Here is a 23,192-nt window from a genome sequence, read left to right on the forward strand (position 1 = left end):
TGAGATCCCATCAGGGGTGAGTAGCGGCCTGCACCGTGGCAGAGTGAGGTCGCTAGAAAACTCTCTGGAGGCCAACCATGCCGAAGACAGCAGATCAATCTCAAGCGCAAACCGCTACTCTCGTCGATCTTGGCGCAATTTTCGTCTCGTTGGAATTGAGTAAATCGACTTGGCTGGTGACGGCACTGTCACCGTGTAGCGAGAAGATGTCCCGCTACACCGTCACCGGAGGCGACATCGCCGGCCTGTTCTCGTGCTTCGCTGAGCTTCGCCTGAAGGCCAAACGGCGAAAGAGTATGCTTTACCCAATGGTGGTGATTCAAGAGGCCGGGCTGGATGGCTTCTGGCTGGGACGAATGCTGAGCAAGGAAGCTTGGATCGAGAGCCATATTGTAGAAGCCGCATCGATTGCCATGCCGCGCCGGCACCGCCGAGCGAAAACAGATCGCATCGATGGCGAAACGCTGATCCGCGCTTTGATTGCATGGAAGCGCGGCGAGCCCCGCGCCTGCTCGATGGTCAAGCTTCTCACCGCCGAAGAAGAGGACAACCGACGGATTGGGCGGGAACGGAAAACTCTGATTGCCGAACGCGTCTTCCACGTCAATCGCATCAAGGGACTGCTCTTCACGCAAGGAATAAGGGAGTACGAACCCGTCAATCGAGATCGGCGGCAGCGTCTGGACGAGCTTCGAACTGGCGATGGGCGTCCGCTATCAAAACACCTGAAGGCCGAAGTCTGCAGAGAACTTGATCGCCTGGAATTGTTGCTCACACAAATCAAGGCTGTAGAAGCAGAGCGAGACGCCTTGATCGTGCGCGAGACGTCAGAGACACCGAAGGAAGCGACCGCCCTTTTGGGCATCAAAGGAATAGGGCCAGAATTCGCTACGATACTCTACACCGAAGGCCTATTCCGACACTTCGACAACCGACGCCAAATCGCATCGTACGCAGGCCTTGCCCCCTCCCCTTGGCAAAGCGGTAACGTCAATCGCGAACAGGGTGTGTCTAAGGCGGGAAATCCGCGTTTACGAGCAACCATGGTCGAGCTCGCCTGGCTTTGGTTGCGACATCAACCAAAATCGACGCTAGCGATATGGTTCAAAGAGCGCATCGCTCAAAACGCCGGCCGCTTAAAGACGCCGATGGTCGTGGCGCTCGCGCGTAAGCTGCTCGTGGCTCTCTGGAAGTATGTGAGTTCCGGCGTCGTGATCGAAGGTGCGATCATGAAAACCGCCTGAAGCCGGACGTGCCTATAACGAAAATTCGAATCCTCAGGGCCTGATCAGTCCTGACGGATCCAGGTGAACGGACCGGGAATCCCTTTGGCCTTTGAATGCCGATCTTGAGTTTGGTCCCGTTCTCCTGAGCCCGTGCCCGTCGAATGCGGGATAATGGTGCAGCCGCCAAGAGTGGCGACCGGATGTGAGGTTGTACAGGCCCGAGAACCGGGCCGGTAATTGCTATGGGCTCAGACCGCGGATCCGCTTACCAAGGAGAAATTCGATGCCACTTGGATGAACAATTGACAAAAGACCTGATGTGATGGGATCCGAACCGCGGGCCACCCCGGCCGGAAAGCGGACGCGGAAAGGAAATCAAGTAGTTGCCCGCGAGCCCGGCCTATTGGCCTCTTGCTTCCGGTACGCCAATAGCATACCATTGATGTGACGAGAAGAAGGCTGCTACGATGACGACGGTCGAGAAGATTACAATTGCACTGACACCTGAGATGGCGGGATTTGTGCGAAGCGCGGTCGATGCTGGCGAATATGCGTCGACGAGCGAAGCCATCCGCGACGCCGTGCGTGAGTGGAAGGAAAGACGGGATTTGCTTGGTTTTACAGTCGAGGATCTGCGAGCGCTTGTTCAGGAGGGTATCGACAGCGGACCGAGTTCGCGTTCGACGATGGCAGAGGTGAAAGCTGCCGCGCGCCATCGCTTTGAACCTTCACGACGCGAAAGCTAACTGTGCTTTCTATTGTCCGCACAGACCGTGCCGATGAGGACCTGATCGAAATCTGGTCCTACATTGCCGTTGAAAACATAGTCGCAGCTGATCGAGTTCTCGATGCGATTGAGGCGCGCTGGCAGCATCTCGCACGACACCCTTACTCGGGAGTGGCGCGCGACGACATTGCGCCGGGTATTCGGCATCTGGTCTCAGGCGAGTATCTTACTCTTTATCGGCTCACCGGCGGCGCAGTCGAAATCATCCGCGTGCTGCACGGGCGCCGGAAGATCTCCTCCCAAGTCGTTGTTTAAGGGGTGGCCTGTCAAGCGTGGCTACGGGCGCGAAACCACAAAGCGACATCGCACGGTTGGCATACGCGATTTATGGAACTTTCTTAATAGATTGATGGCTGGCTTAGCTTTTTAATAGGTCGGGGTAGTCCTCTTCGCACTCATTCGCAGATGTTGTCGAAAGAAGTTTCTGAATTCGCGAATGCCGCCGAATCCCAATGCGGTGGAAACGCGCAAAACGGTTGAAGGGGAGACCGAGCAGAGTCGAGCAACGGATGCAGCCGTGCCAAAGGCAACGACATCCGGCCTTGCAAGCATCGCCCTCGCGACGAGCTCCTGTTGCGTCGGGAGAATCAGTCGATTTGCCACGACCCACTGTTTGAGATCAATTTAGGTCTGCTGGTCGCCCTGTGCCCAAACGTTCTGCCATTGAAAATCTCTGACGTGGAGTGGCTGACAAAGGGATGGTAGGACGCGCGCCCCTGGCGCGTCCTTCTGTTGCTCTCAATCGGCAAGGTAAGTCTGATGGACTTCTAAATGGCTTTCGATTTCCGCTTCCAACTCGGCCATCGCCTCGCCACCTGCCATGAGGTCAGTGATCTCTTCACGGGATTTCTGGCCCCTACGGAAGTCAGCGGCCTTTGCCCCTCGGATGAGCACGGCAAAATGGTCCCCAACCGTTAAAGCATGAACCACGTTATGGGTGATGAAGATGACCGCCAGACCTCGCTTGCGGGCCTGAAGAACGATCCGGAGAACATGAGCCGCCTCCTTCACTCCAAGAGCGGCGGTCGGTTCGTCCAGTATCAAGAGACGAGCGCCGAAGTGTACGGCCCGAGCTATAGCCAGTGATTGACGTTCACCACCCGAAAGGCCGCCCACAAGTCGATCACCATCGTCGATCCGCGTTATGCCAAATTCTCTGACGGCACGGACAGCGATCTCGTTCGCCTTCTTTCTGTCGTAGACTTTCAGTGGCCCAAAACGCTTGGTGGGTTCAACGCCAACAAAGAAGGATCGGCCGATGCTCATGAGTGGAAACGTCCCACCGAACTGGTGGACCGTGGCGATGCCACGTTCACTGGCATCGCGAGGACTGGTGAAGGCGACGGGCTGGCCGTCCATTTCAATTGTGCCGGATGTCGGCTTGTAAACGCCTGACATTGTCTTGATCAGGGTCGATTTCCCGGCGCCGTTGTCTCCGAGGAGACAAAGCACCTCGCCTGCCCGCACTTCAAGCGAGATGTCGTGCAAGACGTCGATGGGACCGAAAGATTTGTTGACGCCTTCGAGTTTCAAAATCGGAGTGGCCATGGTTGCACCTCACTTCTTCTTGCTGCTGTAGGACAATGCCATCGTGCGGAACGTGTTGTTGAGCAGAACCGCGAGCAACATCAGTACACCGATGATAAGGCTTGCCAGATTGGCATCGAAGGACGTGAAATAGATCCCCTGGTTGACGATCGCGAACGTGATTGTTCCCATGACCACACCAACGATCGAACCATATCCACCCGTCAACAGGACGCCGCCCACGACCACGCTGATAATGGAATTGAAGATAAAAGAGCTACCTGACGAAACCTGAGCGGAATTGAACAGGATTGCCTGGCTGACGCCGACGAACGATGCCGACACGCTGCTCGCCACGAACAGTGAAACGGTTATCTTGTCCGTCGGTATGCCGGCATTCCTCGCGCCGACCTTGTCGCCTCCCAATGCGAAGATCCAGTTCCCCGCTGGCGAGAAATGCAAGATGAACGTGTAGATCGCGGCGATCCCGATCCACCAGAAAATCGTAACCTGGAACATTCCGCCGACGAATTCACCTAAAGCGTGTCGCTGTTTTTGCGATTCATGGTTCTCAAATCAGTCCATCGGTGATTCCCTTTGATGTGAAGGGAGATCGCCATGGGCAAGTCACATCCGATTGCGTTGCGTGAGCGTGTCGTAGCGTTTGTGGAAGAAGGCCATGGGCATCGGGAGGCCGCCCGGCATTTTCGGGTGTCGCCGCGTTTCGTGAACGATCTGGTGATCCTGAAGCGCGAGACAGGTTCGCTTCTCCCCCGCCGGCAGGGGCACCTTGGCGGCGGTAAGCTTTCGGCACAGCACGCGTGGGTTGGAGAGCGGCTGGCACAGAATGGCGAACTGACGCTGGACGAGCTTTGCGTGGAACTTTGCGGACGTGGCGTCATCGTCCATCGCTCCAGTGTCGGACGGCTTCTGCATCGGCTTGGGTTGAGCCATAAAAAAAAGCCTGCAGGCCGCCGAGCAGTTGCGCCCGGAGATCGCGCGGGCGCGTGAACTGTGGACCGCACGGCGCAAGCCTTTCTTCAACAAAGGATTGGCCCGGCTGGTTTTTATCGACGAGACATCGACGAACACAAAGCTGACGAAGCGGTCGGGATGGTCTGCGCGAGGGCAGCGCTATCGAACGCATTCACCCTTCGGTTCGTGGAAATCCCAAACCTTCATCGCAATGAACGCCCGCATCTTCGAGGCGTGGATAGAGACCCAACTCGCGCCGAACCTGTCGCCTGGAGACGTCGTCATTCTCGACAATGTCGCCTTTCATAAGAGCGAACGGGCCGAAGAACTGGTCAGGGCAAAGGGAGCCTGGCTGCTGTTTCTGCCGCCCTATAGTCCCGACCTCAATCCCATAGAGATGGCCTTCTCAAAACTCAAGACGCTGCTGCGAAAGCGGGCTGCCCGCAGCTTCGATGCCATCACCCAAGCCCTCGGCGAAATCTGCAATCTCTTCTCCGTCACAGAATGCAGAAACTACTTCAAAGCCGCAGGATACGAGGCAGATTAAACGCGACACGCTTTAGAATCGCCTTCACGAATGGAGGCACGCTTACAGCCACGCTTGTCGTCCCAGTGATAAAAACCGAGAGACTGAGGGTAAGGCCCGCGACTGCAAACAGAGTACCAAGCGTCACGATCAAGGATGGGACCGACGTCTTGAGAACGAGCACTCCGTTGATCAGTCCTACGATAATTCCAAGAAGCAGGGCGGTGGCGATCCCGGCCCAGACCGGGAAGCCGTAGTAACCAGTGATGATCGCAAAAATCATGGATCCAGCCGGGATCATCGAGCCAATTGAGATGTCGAGTTCGCCTGCGATCATGAGCAGCCCTGTTGGTTTCCACGCGGAACTGAGCCGGTTTTTCCACCGAGAAGTGAGCCACCTCTAAGTATGGTTTTCTGATCAGGCTTTGGTCAATGGGTTGGCCTTTTCTCCTCTCTTTTGTGCCGCGGCGGCCGAGCTGGCTTTGAAGCGGAAGCTGTCGTTCCCGGTTTCCAGGATATGGCAACGGTGGGTCAGACGGTCGAGCAGAGCGGTCGTCATCTTGGCATCGCCAAAGACGGTCGCCCATTCGCTGAAGCTGAGGTTGGTGGTGATGATGACGCTGGTGCGCTCGTAGAGCTTGCTCAGCAGATGGAAGAGCAGCGCTCCGCCTGAAGCACTGAACGGAAGGTATCCGAGTTCGTCGAGGATCAGCAGATCGAGGCGAACCAGCGTCTCGGCGATCTGGCCTGCCTTGCCTTTGGCCTTCTCCTGCTCGAGAGCGTTGACCAGTTCGATGGTCGAGAAGAAGCGGACCTTTCGGCGGTGATGCTCGATCGCCTGGACGCCGAGGGCGGTCGCGATATGTGTTTTTCCTGTGCCCGGCCCGCCGACGAGCACGATATTCTGCGCTCCATCCATGAACTCGCATCGGTGCAGTTGGCGCACTGTCGCCTCGTTGATCTCGCTCGCGGCAAAGTCGAACCCTGAGGAGTCCTTGTAGGCCGGGAAACGGGCGGCCTTCATGTGATAGGCGATCGAACGAACCTCTCGCTCGGCCATTTCGGCTTTCAGCAACTGGGACAGGATCGGCACGGCCGCCTCGAAAGCCGGAGCTCCTTGCTCGATCAGGTCCGTTACAGCCTGGGCCATGCCATACATCTTCAGGCTCCGGAGCATGATGACGACGGCGGCGCTGGCGGGATCATGACGCATGGCGACCTCCCACGATCTGGACACGCAAGCCATCGTAGCGCTCGACGTTGGCCTTGGGTTCGCGCAGCAAGGTCAGCGCCTGTGGCGTATCGATGTCAGGACCGTCGATCGTCTTGCCGTCGATCAACCGGTGCAGCAGGTTCAGCACATGCGTTTTGGTCGCCACGCCCGCATCCAGGGCCAGTTCCACAGCGCGGAGGATGGCCTGTTCGTCGTGATGAAGAACGAGAGCAAGGATATCGGCCATCTCACGATCACCACCAGGGCGGCGAAGCATCTGGTCCTGCAATTGCCGAAAGGCCAATGGCAATTCCAGGAAGGGCGCCCCATTGCGCAGGGCACCGGGCTTGCGTTGGATGACCGCAAGGTAATGCCGCCAGTCGTAAATCGTTCGCGGTGGTTTGTCGTGACTGCGCTCGATCACCCGCGGATGTTCGCAGAGGATATTTCCTTCGGCCGCAACGACCAGCCGCTCGGGATAGATCCGCAGGCTGACGGGCCGGTTCGCAAAAGACGCAGGCACGCTGTAACGATTACGCTCGAAGGTGATCAGGCATGTCGGTGAGACCCGCTTGCTCTGCTCGACGAAGCCGTCAAACGCGGTAGGCAATGCCATCAACGCCGCCCGCTCATCAGCCCAAGCATCTGCAATCGTGCCGGGCAAAGTGCCATGCGGTGTCTCGTGCCACAGGTTTTGGCAATGCTGCTCCAGCCAGGCGTTCAACGCCGGTAGATCTGGAAAGTCCGGCATCTGTTGCCACAGCCGCGGTCGGGCATCCTGAACGTTCTTCTCGACCTGTCCCTTCTCCCAGCCTGCGGCGGGATTGCAGAACTCGGGCGCAAAGACGTAGTGGTTCGTCATCGCCTGGAAGCGGACGTTGACCTGCCGTTCCTTGCCGCGGCCAACACGATCGACCGCGGTCTTCATGTTATCATAGATGCCGCGACCAGGTACGCCGCCGAACACGCGGAACCCGTGCCAGTGAGCGTCAAACAGCATCTCGTGCGTCTGCAGCAGGTAAGCTCTGACCAGAAAGGCGCGACTGTGTGATAGCTTGATATGGGCGACCTGAAGCTTCGTGCGCTCGCCGCCGATTACGGCATAGTCCTCACTCCAATCGAACTGGAATGCTTCACCTGGGCGGAAAGACAGCGGAACGAATATGCCGCGGCCCGCTGTCTGCTGCTCAGTCCGCCAGTTACGGGCGAACGCGGCGACCCGGCCATAGGAGCCGGTAAAGCCGAGAACCACCAGATCGGCATGAAGCTGCTTCAGCGTTCGGCGCTGCTTGCGCGACCTTCCGGCCTCGGTCTTCAACCAGCCAGCCAGTTTGTCGGCAAAAGGATCAAGCTTGCTCGGTCGTTCCGGTACCGTGAACGTCGGCTCGATCGTACCGGCACTCAAATACTTTGCGATCGTGTTGCGTGACAGCCCAGTGCGCCGGCTGATCTCGCGGATCGACTGCTTCTCGCGCAGCGCCATCCGACGGATGATGTTTAAAAGTCCCATGTGGATCACTCCGTTGCCCCCGTCGCTCTCCGCGTTGGGGGAAGGTTCACATGGCTCAATTCTCAATGGAAATTATGCGCCTAACCGGCTCAGTTCTGCGTGGAAACCAACACGCGGCAACCGATATCGCCACCGCCTTGATCCTCTTCCATTCCCAAGGCAAGAGCTCACGCAGGCGGGAGACGGGAAGATCTGCGACGCGCGTCAGCACATCTGCGAGCCAAGCCTTCGGGTCGATGTCGTTGAGGCGGGCCGTCGTAATAAGGGTCAGCATGATGGCCGCCCGGTCGGCGCCCCGCTCGGATCCGGCGAAGCTCCAGTTCTTTCTTCCACATGCAACCCCGCGCAGGGCTCTTTCCGCCGCGTTATTCGTCATGCAGATCCTGCCGTCGTCGGCGTATCTGGCAAAGTCGGCCCAGCGCGACAGCATATAGTTGATGGGTTCAATAACCGGTGAGGATCGCGACAGGCCTTCGAGTTCCAGCCTGAACCAAGCCTCCAGTTCGTCAAGCAGCGGCTTGCTCTTTTCCTGGCGCACGGCAAGGCGCTCTTCGGCGCTTTTGCCGTTGATGTCGCGCTCGATGTCAAACAGCGCATCGATGCGTTTGACCGCTTCCAACGCCGTCGCAGAGACAGGCCGCAAGCCCTTGCCCCGCCGGGCACTGCGAGAGACGTCGGCCAACTCGAAGAACTTTCGCCGCGCATGGGCAAAACAGAAGGCTGGCGTTACCGGGATTTGTTTCCTGCTCCGGTCGAAGAGCGGATTGAAGCCATTGTAGCAATCGGCCTGCAGGATGCCGGTGAACTCGGCCAAATGTCGTTGCGGATGTTCGCCACGCCGGTCGCTGGAGGCGTAGAAGACGGCAGCCGGCGGCGCAAGCCCGCCAAATGGCCGGTCGTCGCAAACGTAAGTCCATATGCGGCCGGTAATGCACTGCCCCTTGGCGAGGATCGGGATGGTGGTGTCGTCGCCGTGGAGGCGCTCGGCCGCAAACACGTGGGTTTCGATCATATCGAAGAGTGGCTTGACGGCGGCGCTGACGTAGCCAACCTGGTCGGCGAGCGTCTGGGTAGACAGATCAATCCCCTCGCTGCGGAACCGGCGACTTTGGCGGTTCAGGGGCTGATGCTCGGAGAATTTGTCGAAGACGATGGTGGAAAGAAGGTTGGGGCCAAGGAAGCCGCGCGCCGTGGCATGGAAAGGCGCCGGCGCCTGGCTGATGCAGCCACAGTCCCGGCAGGTAAATTTCTCCCGGACGGTTTCGACGATCTTGAAGCGGCGCGGGACCTCCTCCAGCGTCTCGGTAGTATCCTCACCAAGCTTCGACAGACGCTCGCTGCCACAATGGGTGCAGGCGGTCGGCGCGTCGACGACGAGACGTTCGCGCTCAATATTTTCTGGCCAGGGTTTGCGCACCGGGCGCTTGCGGGTGAAGGCACGAACGGTCTGTGTTTTCGCTGAGGCCGCCTCTGACGCAAGCTCATCCTCGGTCGCATCAGCGACCAGTTCCTCAAGCTGCAATTCCATCTGGTCGATCAGCCGCTGGGTGCGCTCCCGGCTCGGACCGTGTTTGTCGCGTTCCAACTTGGCGATCAGCAATTGCAGATGGGCGTTGAGCGCCTCAATGCCGGAAAGTTTTGCTTTTGCACTGCTCGCTTCAGCCTCAGCGCGTATCCGCGCCTCGCGTTCCGCCAGCAACGCGGCGTGGGCGCTGGCAAGATCGTCCGGCAGTGAGAGAGGCGGTAACGACATGCTGTCATAGAAGCATATTTATCCAACAAATTCAATGCAAAAGACGTTCAAACCCGCGTCGGGCGCCAGGTTTCCTGAGGGGCTCTCCAGTCAATTCCGGACAGCAAATAAGAAAGCTGCGCCGGCGTGATTGCCACCGCGCCGCCCTCTACATTCGGCCAGATAAACCGGCCGCGTTCCAATTTTTTCGTGAACAGGCATGCGCCCTGGCCATCATGCCAGATCAATTTTATCAGATCACCTCGGCGGCCCCCGGAAACAGAACAAATGACCGGCCAGCGGGTCATGCTTCAAAACTTCCTGCACCCGAAGGGCTAGCGAAGGAAAGCCGCACCGCATGTCTGTATGTCCGGTCGACAACCAAACCTTGACACCCGTTCCCATCGGAAACGGGTTCATCGCAACGTCTCCAGACCCCGCATAATCCGCAGCAGGACGTCCACGTCGACATCCCGACCGACGATCACACGCCGGTCGTTCGCACTCACCACCTCCATGCGACCGTGGTCGCTGACAGGCGGCGGCACAGCGACAGTCGCCGCAGGTGGCGTGTTCGCAACAACCGGCTCGGCAACAACGATCGCTGGAACAAACCCGTTTGTCGAGCGGTGGACAAGCCGTCCTTCCCGGGCGGCCCTGCGCCAGGCATTCAACTGCCAGCGCGTGATCCCATGACGCTGCGCCGTGGCCGTCACCTGCCGCGGGCCGTTATAACTCTCAGCCACAATCGCCAGCTTCGCTTCATCCGTGAAACGCCGGCGACGCCCGCTATCGACAATCTCCATCCGGCTGAAATGCCCGGTGAGATCATTCATCAAGTCCATGTGTGAAGCACCGTCTATATTGCCGTCTATATAGACAGAGCATCCACACTCTTACTCACTCAACAATGCGGCCCAACTCGGATGCGTACTATACATGGCCGCAACCGACCTGTTTACCGGAACCGATCGTATCCTTGACTCGCAGGAGCCATCCATACATGGCAGCACGGGCGATATCGGCGGCGCCACCAACGCCGACCGAGGCGATCACCGCGCCGTGCCAGAACGCGTTTCGCTTAGCAGCCTTGCGGGCCGTCGCCTCGTGCGCTTTCAGGTCGGCGCGGCGGGCGTCCGAAATCCTCGTGCGCTTTTCATTGCAGGCCACGCGAAAGTGCTCGCGGTTCACTCCGCCTAGAAAATTCGTCTTGAAACAGAGTCTATCTCGAAAATGCTCTAACGAGCAGCCCTGATCAGTCTCTCAGCAAGTCCTGTCTTTCGAGCGATGATCTCTGATCCCTGATAGGAAAGGTGGCCGCTGTCCCGGTAGAGGAATTTACCATCGATCTCAGTTCTGCATTTTGTGTCGTCGCAGAGAAAGTCGTGGTAAGAGACAACCTCGACGTCAGCTTTCACGGCGACCTGGTTTAAGAGATCGAGAGTGCGGGATCGCATCCGGCGGTAATCGATGACATCGATTTTGCAATCACTGTGCCGCCCGAGCATAAGACCTCCACTCACCTTTCGCTCAAGGCAATCGCCGATATCGAAGCCTGCGACTGGCGGGGGAGCAACTATGACCACTCGCCTGCCCAAAGCACGAACTGCCTCGACGAGAGACTTGATACCCTCAATGGCTTCATCTACCGAAGTTTCAACTTCCGTGAATGTCCCGTCACGCCTCTTAAGCAGCATGAAGTCTTTGGAGTCAGGGGCGTCAAATGGACTCGAAATGACAACGGTCCTTATCTCCGGCCGATTTTTCAGGATATCCAAAACACTGTCATTGAAGCGGATACAGTCCTCACCGGAGGAGGGAGACAGTGCGCGCTTGGAGAAGGCAGCAACGCCGATGGCGGGGGAGCACCCGCTCATTGTGAGCTGAGCCAGGCCGGCCTCTCCGACCGTTTTGGCCAAGCCAGAAACCAGTGCCATGGCAAATGAATCGCCCCAGACCAGCAATTCGGGGCTGTCCGTCGTCTGGCAAGCCTCCGGGATGCCCTGAGGACGCGATCCAGATGTGAGATCACATGCCCTTGCCAGGCCGTAATTGATCCGTCGGCTCTCGGAAAAGCCACCCTTACTTTCGGCTGCGCCAATGTCGACTGACAGTGCGAAGCCGAGAAGAACCGTTGCGGCAACGAGTCCTGAGGCCATCCGTCCACGAGATGCAACGAATCCCTGCTGGAACGGCTTTTCCACGAAACGGTGAAGAACTAAGCTCGCTACAACTGAGAAGGCAACGGCCGCATAGATCGCAAGCGCAGGAGGCTCTTCCAGCCAAGCAGCCCGCACATATACAAGCACCGGCCAATGGATCAGATAGAGCGAGTACGAGATATCCCCAATCCTTGCCATGCTTCGAACCGCCACATTATCCCTGCTGGGCGACAGCAGGAGGATCAGGGTTGCCAAGCAGACCAAAGCGGCATCCACGATCGGGTTCTGCAAACCAGAAGGTCCAAAGGGAATAAGGAGGATAAGCACGAGCGCCGGGAGGCGCAGCGCCGCAAACTTGGCAGCCACGCGAGCGCTGGCGGGAAGCAATGCCCCGAGTGAACCAATCGCTATTTCCCAAAAGCGGGTCGGCAAAAGATAAAATGCAGCGGATGGGTCGCGAAAGGCCACGTAGAGACACAGCGCCAGGCTGGCAACCAGGAGCGAACTAACGGCTGTGAGCCACCATCTCTTGGGAGCCAAGGCCAAGAAAGCAGGAAGCAGCAGATAACACTGTTCTTCGACAGCGAGCGACCAGAAATGCAGGAGAGGCTTCGTTTCGGCGGATCCGCCGAAATAGTCCGCCTGAGTCCAGAGAACGATGTTGCTGGTGAATGTGAGCGCCCCGAGGACCTGAGTTCGGAAGTCCCCCAGGCCCACATCTGTCAGGAAGAAGGGTGCAGCGATCGTCGTGAGCGCAATGACCACATAGGCGGCGGGCAACAGACGCTTCGCACGACGATAATAGAATTCCCAAAAGCTGAACCGTGCCTGCTCAAGCTCGGTAGAGATGAGGCCGGTGATCAGAAAGCCCGAAATTACGAAGAAAATATCAACGCCGAGATAACCAAACGGCGCGACTTGGGTATGATAAAAGACAACCAGCAGGGCAGATAGACCCCGCAAGGCATGGACATCGGCTCGAAAGTCTCGCGGCATAGAAGACCTGATGAATTTCCCGGCTTAACTGGATGAACTAAGACCTTAGACACGTTGGTCAGCCGCAGGAATCCGCAGCAACGATGTGAAAAGGTGCCCTTCTAGAAACATTCGCTGGATCGATTTCGGCCGATTTGCCGCACTCGCCCATAACTAAGAAATCGTCGGCAGCAGGCGCCGGCGTACTTGCTTTCAGTCAATTGTTGTTCTTCTAATGGAGCATGCCCGCCAATTCGTAAAATCGATTGTTTGAATGCCATACATACATGCTATGGATTGCTTGCAGACGCCTTTGGCTCGATGCTTTGACGGAGGGTAGAAACTTACGGTGACGCAAGCAGTCGGCAACCTCGCCTAATGCGCTCGCCACGCGCATGTTCGCCATAAGGCTTCATCACGCTGTTGAGCTCTAAGTGCAAATGAACAGACAAAAGTCATGCGCGTTGTCGTACACGCTTCATGACGATGCGGTATGCTGGTTAAGACTTGGTCCATCGGTTGGATTCAGCTCAGCCTTGAGGTCCACCAGCGACTGCATAGGCGACAAGGAAGTTGCTGTTCACCATCAGTGGCCACGCGATAAAGCGGCGTTATCATCGCGCCGATAGCAAGCCCCCCAGGTGGAACCCTTCTGCTCAGCACCAATTCGAGACACGCCGGAGCGTTTGCCAACGGTTTTACGACATTCGGCGTCAGTTTGTCGATTTCCCGACATAACCATCATACACGTCTGCTTTCTGGACCGAACGAAGACCCCAAATCCAGGAGCTGCGCGGCTAAATCCAAATTGGCATGATTCTTGAAATACTAATTACCAGGCACCCAATGCTTGGTGCCGCAACTCATCTCACGGCAAATCATGAGGTCGCAGGATGGAAACTCAGGGTCACATTCGCACTACCTGCACAAGTTGGTCGAGGTCGGCGACGAATGGACGATTGACCCGTCCAGCGTCAATCGTCCAATCGATGGATCTCGAGCCGCCTTTGAATTGTGAGGTGGACTTCGATCGTTATGTATTAACGGGCGTCCTTTTACATGCATTCGAAAAAGGCGCTGCCAGATCTATGACTGCAAGGAGGTCGAAAGGATTTTCCGCAACCGAGTTAGACGACGCCCTTTGCCCCTCCACCCCCCTTTCACAAGCCTTCGCAATGCCAAACTTGCAAACCGCTGAATCGAGCGTGGAGGAAGAAGATCTGCTCGGTCTGCTCCTCGCGCATACACGACCAGATAATGCAATGAGCGCCTTCTTTGCCGCAATAATCGCTGGGACGGCTATGAGTCATGACCACCTTTGGCTGGCCGTAGGTCTGTACGATTGGTCTGAGCTCAGCCATTTGCTCGGAGCCCATGTCCCAACACTTGCGGCGGGCAACACCAATAGCATGCGGTGGAAGAAATACCTTTACCGCAAACTCTGCGAGGCTGATGGCCATATCTCTATGGGTTGCACAAAGTTGCCGACAGCGCATGGAGCGCCAGACCTGCTTCGGACCAGAAGAAGGCGAAAAACCTGCAAAAAACCGGTCGGTGAGCGCAGTCCCAGCCTGTTGCCAGTCAACGGGCGTAGAGAACGCTTTGGAACCTATAAAGAGGAACGACAATGATTGCGAATCAAGCCGCAGAGACCCCTCGTAAGGTGCCGTTTTACCGTCATCTCTACGTGCAGGTTCTCACTGCAATCGTCGCTGGCATTATGGTAGGCAATTTTTATCCTGACCTCGGTGCTTCTTTGAAACCACTAGGGGATGCATTCATCAAGCTCGTCAGCATGATTATTGCGCCAGTCATATTCTTGACGGTTACAACTGGCATTGCCGGAATGGCTGACCTGAAGAAAGTTGGACGTGTTGCCGGAAAGGCGATTCTCTATTTCACTGTGTTTTCGACCTTGGCACTCGCCGTTGGCCTTCTGGTTGCGAACATCCTCCGGCCGGGCGCGGGGATGCACATCAATCCGGCGACACTTGATCCAAAAGCCGTCGCCGCCTACGCGACGAACGCTCACGGGACGACTGCAGTGAGCTTTCTTATGAAGATAATTCCAAACACCATCGTCGGCGCCTTCGCGGATGGCAATATCCTTCAGGTGCTGTTCATTTCGATACTTTTTGGAATATCGATTGCAATGGTAGGCGATCGTGGGCAACCGGTCGTCAGGTTCCTGGATGCACTTACGGAACCGATGTTTAAGCTTACAGCCGTGCTGATGAAAGCCGCTCCCATAGGAGCCTTCGGCGCGATGGCCTTCACGATTGGTAAATATGGCATTGCCTCCCTTATTAACCTGGTAATGCTGATCGGCACTTTTTACCTCACGTCGCTCCTCTTCGTGCTCGTGGTGCTCGGGGCTGTCGCGCGATGCAATGGATTCTCGGTCATTGCTTTGATCGCTTACATCAAGGAAGAGATCCTGCTCGTCCTGGGGACATCCTCGTCGGAAGCGGCTCTACCGGGCTTAATGGCGAAGATGGAGCAGGTGGGCTGCAAGCGGTCGGTCGTTGGACTTGTTGTCCCGACCGGATATTCTTTCAATCTGGACGGCACAAACATCTACATGACGTTGGCTTCGCTTTTCATCGCCCAAGCGACGGACACGCCGCTCACGCTGGCGGATCAGATCCTGCTTCTATTGGTTGCTATGCTGAGTTCAAAGGGTTCGGCCGGCATCACCGGCGCAGGCTTTATAACGCTCGCAGCGACGCTTTCCGCGGTGCCTTCGGTCCCGGTCGCCGGTATGGCGCTGATCCTCGGAATCGACCGCTTTATGTCGGAAAGCCGAGCAATCACCAATCTAATCGGCAATGCAATAGCGACGCTCGTCGTCGCCAATTGGGAGGGAGATCTCGATCGGGGCCGGATGACCGCTGCGCTGGCCAGGGAACCAGCGGTGGACGAAATTCAATAACAAGATGTTCAAACTCGAGCGAGGCTTTCGTGCCCCAACGGTGGACGTAGATTGCTTTGGAGCGGGCCCCGCCCAACCATGATTCCTGTAACACTATGCGTTGCCTGCCAGGCGCGGACCGAAAGGCATAAATCGACTGAGTGGTTGAATTCGCACGCGGTCCAATAGCTAAACTCAGGCGGAGTGCTATTATGCCAAAAGGATACCATATCAACCCACGTCTGAAGCGCTCCCACCTGCGTCGAACGAACGCGCACCTCGCCATGTTCTGTGACAATCTCTTGAGGCTTTCTTCGACGCCGAAACCGGCGGCGTGGCATTTGCGGCGTCTATGCATGCGATCACATCAATCGATTTCCCAGGTGGCAGTTCGGACGACATAAGGGGTAAGCAGCATCGGAGCTGCCTCTTATGGAGCACATGTGATGAAAATAGACGGCGATGATCGTGGGAATAACATCAAGGGTACAGACGGCAATGATATCATCAATGGCCGCGGCACAGGCGATTGGATCCAAGCTCGCAACGGTGATGACTGGGTCGACGGCGGCAAAGGGCCTGACCTGATTTGGACCGGTGAGGGTCACGACATTGTTTGGGGCGGCGAGGGTTCCGACACCCTGTATGGTCAGGAGGGAGATGATCTCCTGTACAGCGACGAGCCCAACGCGCCGCGCAACATACCTAAGGGGGTTGACGGGTGGGACGTGATCGTTGCTGGCCCAGGAAGGGACATTCTCGTCGCAGGGGATGGCAAGGATCTTCTGAAGGGTGGAGACGACGGCGACGCGTTTGTGTTCCGTTTCCACGACCCAATGGTCGGGAGCGACAAGAGCTACGCCGTCGTTGACGATTTCGACCCTAAGCAGGACCGATTTACCTTTGATGCGAAAGGCCTGGGCGGAGATCAAGCCGGCGCTAACTTTGTCGACCACTCCAGCGGAGTGCCGGGTTCGTTTGTGGACACCTTCTACAGCGGCGCAGCGGCGCACGCAAAGGGCCAGCATGTGGTGGTGATCACCGACCAGACTTTCGCGTCTGCTTCTGCAGCCGCTAAAGCGATTTCCGGCGAGAGCGCTGGCGACATCATCGTGTACCATGACTCCTGGACCACCGTCGCGACGGTGGCTTACGTCGACTCCGCAAACCACGCTGACAGCTTCGCGGAGCTGAACCATCTAACCCTGGCGGACCTTGCCACCATGACGGCTTCGAACTTCGCCTTCATCTGACCTGAAGAATTCGTGGAATACTTTCAGCTGGGAGTTGAGGTCAGTCAATACAGTCTGGTGTCGTAACTTCGGCGCACAGCGTAACCCGGTGCCTCCCTCTGAAATGAGAGGCACTGGGCGTATCCGAAACTGGGAATGCGCAGCGGGGCAGCCAACACATATCGGTTTCCCACTATCAACTGGCCGTCCCTGAGACGAGCCAAGCACCAAACATAAGAGATAAGTCGCTAGATGAAGTCGCGATGGTGACACTATTCCGCACGGCTTGAGCGTTACAGACGCAGGAATACTCTATGATTTTGTCTCACAGCAACCCAAATCGACCACAGTTGTTTTTCATGACGATCCTATTGTCGCTGAAAAATGCTTTTCCCGGCATTGCGGCGACTAGCGCCGCGATCAACGTGCTTGCGATGACGGGCTCATTCTTCATGCTGCAAGTTTATGATCGGGTAATTCCGGCCCATAGCCTCCCGACCCTCGTTGGCCTCGGGGTGATCGCAGCGACCTTGTACGTCTTTCAGGGAATACTTGAGTTCATCCGGTCGCAACTGCTGATGCGAGTCGGCATGTCCGTTGATGAGCGGTTCGGAAGGGTGGTCTACCAATCGCTTTTCATCCAATCCAACCACATGCAGACGCCGGACGACGGCCTTCAGTCTGTGCGCGATCTGGACACAGTTAGAGGTTTCCTGTCCGGTCTTGGCCCGACAGCTTTGTTCGATATTCCCTGGATGCCGTTCTACCTTGGACTTTGCTTTTTGTTTCACGTCTGGATAGGAGTTACTGCTCTTGCGGGAGCGGTCACGCTGGTCGCGCTGACCATTCTGGCCGAGCACAAATCGCGTCAGCCGGCAAAAGAGGCCGCCGAGGTCTCGACAGAACGGCTTGCTCTCGCCCAGTCTTGCAGGCGGAATTCGGAGGCAGTCTTGGCAATGGGGTTTGGCCATCTGCTTGGCCGAAAATGGGCTGACGTAAACCGCCGTTATCTTGACAATCATTTTAGTTCAATTTCTGCAACTATCTCTTTGGCAACCTTGTCCCGGATTTTACGTATGATGCTCCAATCCATAATGCTTGGAGTCGGTGCAAGTTTGGTCATCCGCCAGGAAGCGACGGGGGGCACAATGATCGCCAGCTCTATTTTGATGAGCCGCGCCCTAGCGCCAGTCGAACTGGCGATTGGCCAATGGAAGGGATTTGCTAGAGCCCGGGAAAGCTGGTCACGTCTTATCCGACTCGCCGATGTCATTCCTCCGACGAGGAAGGAGGTGGTATTGGGACGACCTACTGAGATTCTCACTGTCGAAAATCTGCACCTCGCGGCGCCCGGCGCGCGAAACACTATCGTCCGCGGCATTGCATTTGAGCTTCGTTCGGGACAGGCACTGGGCGTGATCGGTCCCAGCGCCTCAGGTAAATCCTCCCTTGGTCGAGGGTTGGTGGGGCTGTGGCAACCGGTCGCCGGCACCGTACGCTTGGATGGCGCCGCAGTCTCCCAATGGGGTCCCCAGTTGCTTGGCACCTATATTGGATACCTCTCACAAGATGTTGCTCTCTTCGGAGGGACGATCGCAGACAACATAGCTCGCCATGACCCGGACGCCTCATCAGAAAAAGTCATTCACGCGGCGAAGGCGGCTGGAGTCTATGACATGGTTGTTCAATTCAAAGACGGCTTCAACACAAGAATCGGAGAGCAGGGCTCCGTCCTATCTGCCGGGCAACGACAGCGAATCGGGCTGGCGAGGGCGCTCTATGGTGACCCTTTTTTGGTTGTGCTCGATGAACCCAATTCTAATCTTGATGCAGACGGCGACAAAGCACTGTCGCGCGCGATTATGGGGATTCGATCGAGGGGAGGCATAGCAGTAGTTATCGCCCATCGCCCCAGTGCACTTGAAGCGGTCGACAAAGTGCTTGTGCTAGAGGACGGTCACGCAAGGTCATTTGGCTGGAAAGATGAGGTGCTGCGAAGGACGACGCAGTCATGACGAACGATGTTTCTATCAGTCAAAATAATGGCACGATGGTTCAAGACTACGCTCCTCTAGCCGAACACTCAATCCGCCGCCTAACTTTGATTGCCTTTGCTACGATATTCCTGCTGTTTGGGGTGTTGGGGGGGCTTGCAGCAACCGTTCACCTGCGCGGAGCAGTCATTGCTTCGGGCACGCTCGTTGTTGATAGCTATGTGAAGACCATCAAGCACCAAAGCGGTGGTACCGTCGGTGATGTGTTCGTCAAGAACGGAGATCGTGTCCTCGCCGGACAGTTGCTCGTCCATTTGAACGATATCCAGCTTCGAGCGAATCTGGCGGTCATTTGCAAGCGGCTGAAAGAGCTTTCGGCGCGAATAGCGCGCCTCTTGGCAGAACGCGACTCAAATGAGGTGATCGATTTTCCTAATTCCGTCTTCAAACATCAAGGGAACGCGGAGGTAGCCAAAATCATCGAGGGGGAACAGCGACTGTTCAATGATCGCCGTGCGTCGAGGGCAGGACGAAAGGCACAACTGATCGAACGGTTAAACCAGCTCTCGAGGCAGGCAGAAGGATTGTCGGCCCAACAGGATGGAAAACGCGGTGCCGTCTCCCTCGTCAAAAAGGAACTGGCGAGTTTACAATCGTTGTTCGAACGAGGCGTCATACCTGCGACCCGGGTCTACGCTTTGCAGCGCGACGCGGCGGATCTCACTGGAGACCTCGGGAGTCTCATTGCATCAACCGCTGAGATAACTGAAAAGATGGCAGAAACAAAACTTCAAATCATTCAGATTGACGATGATCAGAGAACTGAAATTTCGGATCAACTGCGTCAGGCAGAGAGTGAGGTCGCCGAATATTCCGAACGCATGGTAGCCGCAAGAGATGAGCTGCAGCATGTAGATATCCGCGCTCCCCAGGCAGGAACCGTCCACCAACTGACGGTGCACGCTGTTGGCGCCGTAGTGACGCCTGGCGAAACGATCATGCAAATCGTTCCAAGCAGCGATGCTTTCACCGCAGAACTCAAGCTTGCACCCCAAGATATCGACCAAGTTGCCGTGGGGCAGGATGTCAGGCTCCGTTTCTCAGCATTTAGCCAAAACACAACGCCTCAGATGAATGGCCGCGTTACGGATATAGCGGCCGATCTCACAACCGACCAAAGAACCGGCCAAGGCTACTACACCTTGCGGGTTCACCTTCCGCAAGAAGAATGGGCGCGCGTTGGAAAGCTCACGCCCGTCCCAGGGATGCCCGTCGAGGCGTTTATTCAGACGAGCGAGCGGACCGCGCTGGCATATCTCGTTAAACCACTAGCGGATCAAGTGGCGCGAGCTTTCCGAGAAGAATAATAGTCCTCGCAGACGCGCTTGCGAACTTTGTCCTGGTGGAATTCGGAGCTCTCATCGACTGGAGCACGTCGCTAGTGAGTTTCCGCCCTCATCCAGCGTAATTGGCACCGCAACCCCGATCTACCTGGATCCGCAGCATGGCGGCGTTTAACCCTTCTGGGAAATGCAGTACCTGCCGCTTTTCTGTGCGGCTGACGTGGCTGCCGATTCCGATGAAGCGGCCCCTTTGTTCCGAAAAAATCGCGCCCCGGGTTTCCAAGATGATCTCACCCCCTGTTTACTGGGGTCCACAGGCAATGATTGTTGTCCGTTCATTCAGGCGAGGTGTCAAGCTTTTCGGGGTAAGTTTCGGGGTAGGCTTTCGCCGTTTAATTCGGGCTCCGACGCATGTGTGGAACGGCGCGGTCATATGTCCGGCCTGTTAGCGCGGTCATCGACCGCTGGCCACGATGAGTTCCGCGATGCCGATCGCCTAATCGATTTTGCGCGCTCAAAGGCGCACTGCGTCAGACGGTCTGAACGGCGTTGAGGTTTCGTCCTCAAGTTCATCATGCTTTGGCGGCTTGCCACGTTATCCCAACGCCGAGACGCCAGGAATTCTGTTTCTAGACAATAACCAGGGATGTTGCTCGTTGATAAATTCGGAGCCAGCGCGCAGCAATCTTTGCATCCATATCCATAGCGTGAATTGGTGTCATCCTCACAATCAATTTTACCAAACTCGCCATACACTGGTAAGGCATGCCGAGTTCGAAAGTGAATGACTGTGCGCGCGATCGTCGAAGCTGACGCTGGCAGATTGTATGGAGAGGACAATGTGCGGGCAGGGCCGCAATACAACGACTACGGCTCGCGGGCACGAATGGCGTGAACGGCACGCGGTCGATGACGGCCTGGTCCACGAGACATTACCAAACTCACAATAACTGAGGTCACGTGAATGACAATATCTCTTGCGGACGTACCAGGCATGGTTGGTCAGGAACTTAGCATTTCGGATTGGATGACGGTCGATCAAACGATGATCAACCTATTTGCCGATGCGACACATGACCATCAGTTTATCCACGTGGATCCTGACCGCGCAGCGATGGAAGGCCCATTCGGAGGAACGATCGCGCATGGTTTCTTAACACTGTCGCTTCTGCCAGCGATGACCTTCAATGGCCTACCGAACATTCGGGAACAAACAATAACCCTGAACTACGGTTTCGATCGCGTCCGCTTCCTGTTGCCTGTCAAGACCGGCAGTCGCGTACGGGGCCGCTTCTTGCTGTTGAATGGCCGCTTTCGCGGCGCCAGTATTCTGATGACGACTTACCAGGTCACTGTCGAGCTAGAACACGAAAGCAAACCGGCACTCACCGCCAACTGGATAACCATGGTCCAGTTCAATCCAAAGGACCGGCCAAAAGACATCTGACGATCACCCCTGGATCGGTTCTGTCGTGCGCTCCTGTTGCTCATCAGGCCGCGCGAGATGTTCCGCCTCACCTCAAAATCTCCCTAGAACGAGGATTAGTCCGGCCGGCCGAAGAGGCAAATTATCGCGTCTGTTTCTCGTCACATCGCCGTGTCGGGATGCAGTCTACCTCTCCCAATTTACCGACCGGAGGTAATCTCTCTGCCCGTATCTATTGTTTTGTCTAGAGCAGACCCTGCGATCACTTCGCAAGGCTCGGCGCCCTTCCATGAGACCTCCAGCATCTCCTAATTGGGGGTATTCAGGGATAAAATAGGATGCATCTTCAAATGCAACTAGATAGCTTATGTTGGCCGCTTTCACTATTTCTTGATTGGTACTACGCCGCGTCAGTTGCCTCCCCTCACGGACGATATCCCGGCAGAGGCGATCCAAGATCACACCCTGACCATGTCACGAATCCGCCTACGATCTGCGCTTATGGACCGTACCCTTGGGGCTTGAGGGCCGGCGAACTGGGTTCAATAGGTTATGCGGTTTAAGGGACTTGATCTAAATCTTTTGGTTGCGTTCGACGCCGTGATGACTGAGAGAAGTGTCACAGCGGCTGCTCGCAGCATCAACCTCAGCCAGCCCGCCATGAGTGCTGCGATCGCCCGCCTCCGGCTCTATTTTGGCGACGAGCTTTTTATTATGCGGGGGCGCAGTTTCTTAACCACCCCGCGTGCGGACGCACTCGCCGTCGCGGTGCGCGATTCCCTGCTCAACATACAGTTTTCCATCATTTCCGCAGACCCGTTTTGCCCAGCGAAGTCGGGTCGCTGTTTCAGGTTCGTTCTTTCGGACTCTATGACCCTTGTATTTTTTGGTAAGGTCGCGGAGCGTGTAGCCCGAGAGGCGCCAGGGGTCAGTTTCGAACTCCTGCCACTTGATGACGAACCTAGTGAGCTTCTACGCCGAGGAAGTGCCGACTTTATTATCCTTCCCGACCTTTTCATGTCTAATGAGCACCCCAAACGCAAACTCTTTGGGGAGACGCTCGTATGTGTAGGCTGCCCGAGGAATAGCCTGTTAACGAAACAACTGTCGTTAGAGAAGTATTTTTCGCTGGGACATATCGTGGCAAAGTTTGGAAGCACAAAAGGGCCTTCTCTTGAGCAATGGTTGTCGAGTCAACACGGCTTTAAAATGCGTGTTGAACTCGTTGTGCCTAGCTTCGTGTCAATCCCTCCCCTGCTATCGGGTACTAACCGGATAGCGACTCTGCCCTTGCGATTGGTGAAGAAGTTGGAACATGCTATACCACTAAGAATCGTCAAACATCCATTCTCCGCCCTTTCTTTTAACGAGATAGTCCAGTGGCCCGCGCTTCATAACGCAGACGCAGCCAGCATTTGGATGCGAGAAATATTGTTACAGGAGGCGTCGAGTATGGATTACATGGATGCCATCGAGCCTTTCCGAAGCGCAGAATGTTCTCGCACACGGAAGCGAGGGGGCGATGTCCGGTAGGTGGCATCTGCACCGACACCACACATCCGATTGGTGCCTGAAACATGGCCGACCGCGTTAACTCACCACAAACCGGGGAGGATCTTCGCGATGCCCATGTTGCGAAAACCGGGTTTCCAT

General features: G+C 56.5%; 19 protein-coding genes and 3 pseudogenes. 11 read left to right on the forward strand and 11 right to left on the reverse strand.

All coding sequences use genetic code 11. From position 1 onward, the window contains the following. The first annotated feature begins 77 nt into the window (after nt 1-77). The 3 genes from RG540_RS27590 to RG540_RS27600 all read left to right on the forward strand — a co-directional run bounded on the left by RG540_RS27590 (nt 78) and on the right by RG540_RS27600 (nt 2,268). Nucleotides 78-1,244, forward strand: coding sequence for an IS110 family RNA-guided transposase (locus tag RG540_RS27590; RefSeq protein ID WP_041365271.1), 1,167 nt, complete (start codon nt 78-80; stop codon nt 1,242-1,244). A gap of 449 nt (nt 1,245-1,693) precedes the next feature. Then, a complete protein-coding gene (locus RG540_RS27595) occupies nt 1,694-1,972 on the forward strand; it encodes a type II toxin-antitoxin system ParD family antitoxin (RefSeq protein WP_041365273.1) in 279 nt (92 codons plus the stop codon). A gap of 2 nt (nt 1,973-1,974) precedes the next feature. After that, nucleotides 1,975-2,268, forward strand: a complete 294-nt coding sequence (locus tag RG540_RS27600; protein ID WP_041365275.1) for a type II toxin-antitoxin system RelE/ParE family toxin — start codon at nt 1,975-1,977, stop codon at nt 2,266-2,268. A gap of 111 nt (nt 2,269-2,379) precedes the next feature. On the opposite strand, the gene RG540_RS31965 is transcribed toward RG540_RS27600, so the two are convergent. The 3 genes and pseudogenes from RG540_RS31965 to RG540_RS27610 all read right to left on the reverse strand — a co-directional run. Then, nucleotides 2,380-2,565, reverse strand: a complete 186-nt coding sequence (locus RG540_RS31965) for a MurR/RpiR family transcriptional regulator (protein WP_080725167.1) — start codon at nt 2,563-2,565, stop codon at nt 2,380-2,382. 186 nt (nt 2,566-2,751) lie between these two features. Continuing rightward, a complete protein-coding gene (locus tag RG540_RS27605) occupies nt 2,752-3,561 on the reverse strand; it encodes an ATP-binding cassette domain-containing protein (RefSeq protein ID WP_041365277.1) in 810 nt (269 codons plus the stop codon). 9 nt (nt 3,562-3,570) lie between these two features. After that, a pseudogene (locus tag RG540_RS27610) lies at nt 3,571-4,077 on the reverse strand (ABC transporter permease); the annotation flags it as partial. Nucleotides 4,078-4,158: 81 nt separating this feature from the next. Between RG540_RS27610 and RG540_RS31970 the strand changes: the two are divergent. Further along, nucleotides 4,159-5,062, forward strand: a protein-coding gene (locus RG540_RS31970; RefSeq protein WP_155414878.1) for an IS630 family transposase whose coding sequence is annotated in 2 segments (ribosomal slippage) — nt 4,159-4,494 and nt 4,496-5,062 — 903 coding nt in all. Because the reading frame shifts where the segments join, the coding sequence is not laid out codon by codon here. Between the two features lie 22 nt (nt 5,063-5,084). Here RG540_RS31970 and RG540_RS27625 read toward each other — a convergent pair. The 8 genes and pseudogenes from RG540_RS27625 to RG540_RS27660 all read right to left on the reverse strand — a co-directional run. Then, a pseudogene (locus RG540_RS27625) lies at nt 5,085-5,393 on the reverse strand (ABC transporter permease subunit); the annotation flags it as partial. A 66-nt stretch (nt 5,394-5,459) separates the two neighbouring features. Then, nucleotides 5,460-6,254 carry an IS21-like element helper ATPase IstB gene (gene istB / locus RG540_RS27630; RefSeq protein WP_041365087.1) on the reverse strand — a complete coding sequence of 265 codons (795 nt, stop codon included), beginning with the start codon at nt 6,252-6,254 and terminating at the stop codon, nt 5,460-5,462. Continuing rightward, nucleotides 6,244-7,764, reverse strand: coding sequence for an IS21 family transposase (istA, locus tag RG540_RS27635; protein WP_041365085.1), 1,521 nt, complete (start codon nt 7,762-7,764; stop codon nt 6,244-6,246). The genes istB and istA overlap by 11 nt, the downstream gene beginning before the upstream one ends. 55 nt (nt 7,765-7,819) lie before the next feature. Next, a complete protein-coding gene (gene tnpC, locus RG540_RS27640; RefSeq protein ID WP_051909850.1) occupies nt 7,820-9,517 on the reverse strand; it encodes an IS66 family transposase in 1,698 nt (565 codons plus the stop codon). Between the two features lie 47 nt (nt 9,518-9,564). Further along, a pseudogene (gene tnpB / locus RG540_RS27645) lies at nt 9,565-9,916 on the reverse strand (IS66 family insertion sequence element accessory protein TnpB). Further along, on the reverse strand, nt 9,913-10,341 hold the full coding sequence (tnpA, locus tag RG540_RS27650) for an IS66-like element accessory protein TnpA (protein ID WP_041365281.1): 429 nt from the start codon (nt 10,339-10,341) through the stop codon (nt 9,913-9,915). Before tnpA ends, tnpB begins: the two are co-directional and overlap by 4 nt. Nucleotides 10,342-10,429: 88 nt before the next feature. Continuing rightward, on the reverse strand, nt 10,430-10,666 hold the full coding sequence (locus RG540_RS27655; RefSeq protein ID WP_162182824.1) for a hypothetical protein: 237 nt from the start codon (nt 10,664-10,666) through the stop codon (nt 10,430-10,432). Nucleotides 10,667-10,734: 68 nt separating this feature from the next. Further along, entirely contained in the window at nt 10,735-12,654 is a 1,920-nt protein-coding gene (locus RG540_RS27660; RefSeq protein WP_041365285.1) for an acyltransferase family protein, read from the reverse strand. Between the two features lie 1,154 nt (nt 12,655-13,808). Here RG540_RS27660 and RG540_RS33665 point away from each other — a divergent pair. The 7 genes from RG540_RS33665 (at nt 13,809) to RG540_RS27695 (ending at nt 23,072) form a co-directional block, all read left to right on the forward strand. Further along, nucleotides 13,809-14,264, forward strand: a complete 456-nt coding sequence (locus tag RG540_RS33665; RefSeq protein WP_407668986.1) for a nitrogen fixation protein NifQ — start codon at nt 13,809-13,811, stop codon at nt 14,262-14,264. Beyond that, entirely contained in the window at nt 14,261-15,565 is a 1,305-nt protein-coding gene (locus RG540_RS27670; protein WP_041365289.1) for a dicarboxylate/amino acid:cation symporter, read from the forward strand. The genes RG540_RS33665 and RG540_RS27670 overlap by 4 nt, the downstream gene beginning before the upstream one ends. A 425-nt stretch (nt 15,566-15,990) precedes the next feature. Beyond that, nucleotides 15,991-16,797, forward strand: coding sequence for a calcium-binding protein (locus RG540_RS27675; RefSeq protein WP_041365291.1), 807 nt, complete (start codon nt 15,991-15,993; stop codon nt 16,795-16,797). A 293-nt stretch (nt 16,798-17,090) separates the two neighbouring features. Beyond that, nucleotides 17,091-18,791 carry a type I secretion system permease/ATPase gene (locus RG540_RS27680; RefSeq protein ID WP_046602103.1) on the forward strand — a complete coding sequence of 567 codons (1,701 nt, stop codon included), beginning with the start codon at nt 17,091-17,093 and terminating at the stop codon, nt 18,789-18,791. A gap of 35 nt (nt 18,792-18,826) precedes the next feature. Further along, nucleotides 18,827-20,137: an HlyD family type I secretion periplasmic adaptor subunit gene (locus RG540_RS27685; protein ID WP_041366470.1), complete on the forward strand. Its 1,311-nt coding sequence runs from the start codon at nt 18,827-18,829 to the stop codon at nt 20,135-20,137. A gap of 940 nt (nt 20,138-21,077) precedes the next feature. Then, nucleotides 21,078-21,560, forward strand: a complete 483-nt coding sequence (locus tag RG540_RS27690) for a MaoC family dehydratase (protein ID WP_040126001.1) — start codon at nt 21,078-21,080, stop codon at nt 21,558-21,560. Nucleotides 21,561-22,091: 531 nt separating this feature from the next. Continuing rightward, nucleotides 22,092-23,072 (forward strand): LysR family transcriptional regulator, encoded by a 981-nt coding sequence (locus RG540_RS27695; protein WP_046602104.1) that lies wholly within the window; start codon nt 22,092-22,094, stop codon nt 23,070-23,072. Nucleotides 23,073-23,192 lie beyond the last annotated feature (120 nt).

The organism is Neorhizobium galegae bv. orientalis str. HAMBI 540 (assembly GCF_000731315.1).
Classification (GTDB): Bacteria; Pseudomonadota; Alphaproteobacteria; order Rhizobiales; family Rhizobiaceae; genus Neorhizobium; species Neorhizobium galegae.

What these genes read in the sequence shown, in the direction of transcription:
- RG540_RS27695 (WP_046602104.1), top strand. Translation starts at nt 22,092, where the DNA reads ATGCGGTTTAAGGGACTTGATCTAAATCTTTTGGTTGCGTTCGACGCC.
- RG540_RS27595 (WP_041365273.1), top strand. Translation starts at nt 1,694, where the DNA reads ATGACGACGGTCGAGAAGATTACAATTGCACTGACACCTGAGATGGCG.
- RG540_RS27660 (WP_041365285.1), bottom strand. Translation starts at nt 12,654, where the DNA reads ATGCCGCGAGACTTTCGAGCCGATGTCCATGCCTTGCGGGGTCTATCT.
- istA (WP_041365085.1), bottom strand. Translation starts at nt 7,764, where the DNA reads ATGGGACTTTTAAACATCATCCGTCGGATGGCGCTGCGCGAGAAGCAG.
- RG540_RS33665 (WP_407668986.1), top strand. Translation starts at nt 13,809, where the DNA reads ATGCCAAACTTGCAAACCGCTGAATCGAGCGTGGAGGAAGAAGATCTG.
- tnpC (WP_051909850.1), bottom strand. Translation starts at nt 9,517, where the DNA reads ATGTCGTTACCGCCTCTCTCACTGCCGGACGATCTTGCCAGCGCCCAC.
- istB (WP_041365087.1), bottom strand. Translation starts at nt 6,254, where the DNA reads ATGCGTCATGATCCCGCCAGCGCCGCCGTCGTCATCATGCTCCGGAGC.
- RG540_RS27680 (WP_046602103.1), top strand. Translation starts at nt 17,091, where the DNA reads ATGATTTTGTCTCACAGCAACCCAAATCGACCACAGTTGTTTTTCATG.
- RG540_RS27605 (WP_041365277.1), bottom strand. Translation starts at nt 3,561, where the DNA reads ATGGCCACTCCGATTTTGAAACTCGAAGGCGTCAACAAATCTTTCGGT.
- RG540_RS27685 (WP_041366470.1), top strand. Translation starts at nt 18,827, where the DNA reads ATGGTTCAAGACTACGCTCCTCTAGCCGAACACTCAATCCGCCGCCTA.
- RG540_RS27690 (WP_040126001.1), top strand. Translation starts at nt 21,078, where the DNA reads ATGACAATATCTCTTGCGGACGTACCAGGCATGGTTGGTCAGGAACTT.
- RG540_RS27675 (WP_041365291.1), top strand. Translation starts at nt 15,991, where the DNA reads ATGAAAATAGACGGCGATGATCGTGGGAATAACATCAAGGGTACAGAC.
- RG540_RS27670 (WP_041365289.1), top strand. Translation starts at nt 14,261, where the DNA reads ATGATTGCGAATCAAGCCGCAGAGACCCCTCGTAAGGTGCCGTTTTAC.
- RG540_RS27590 (WP_041365271.1), top strand. Translation starts at nt 78, where the DNA reads ATGCCGAAGACAGCAGATCAATCTCAAGCGCAAACCGCTACTCTCGTC.
- tnpA (WP_041365281.1), bottom strand. Translation starts at nt 10,341, where the DNA reads ATGGACTTGATGAATGATCTCACCGGGCATTTCAGCCGGATGGAGATT.
- RG540_RS31965 (WP_080725167.1), bottom strand. Translation starts at nt 2,565, where the DNA reads ATGCTTGCAAGGCCGGATGTCGTTGCCTTTGGCACGGCTGCATCCGTT.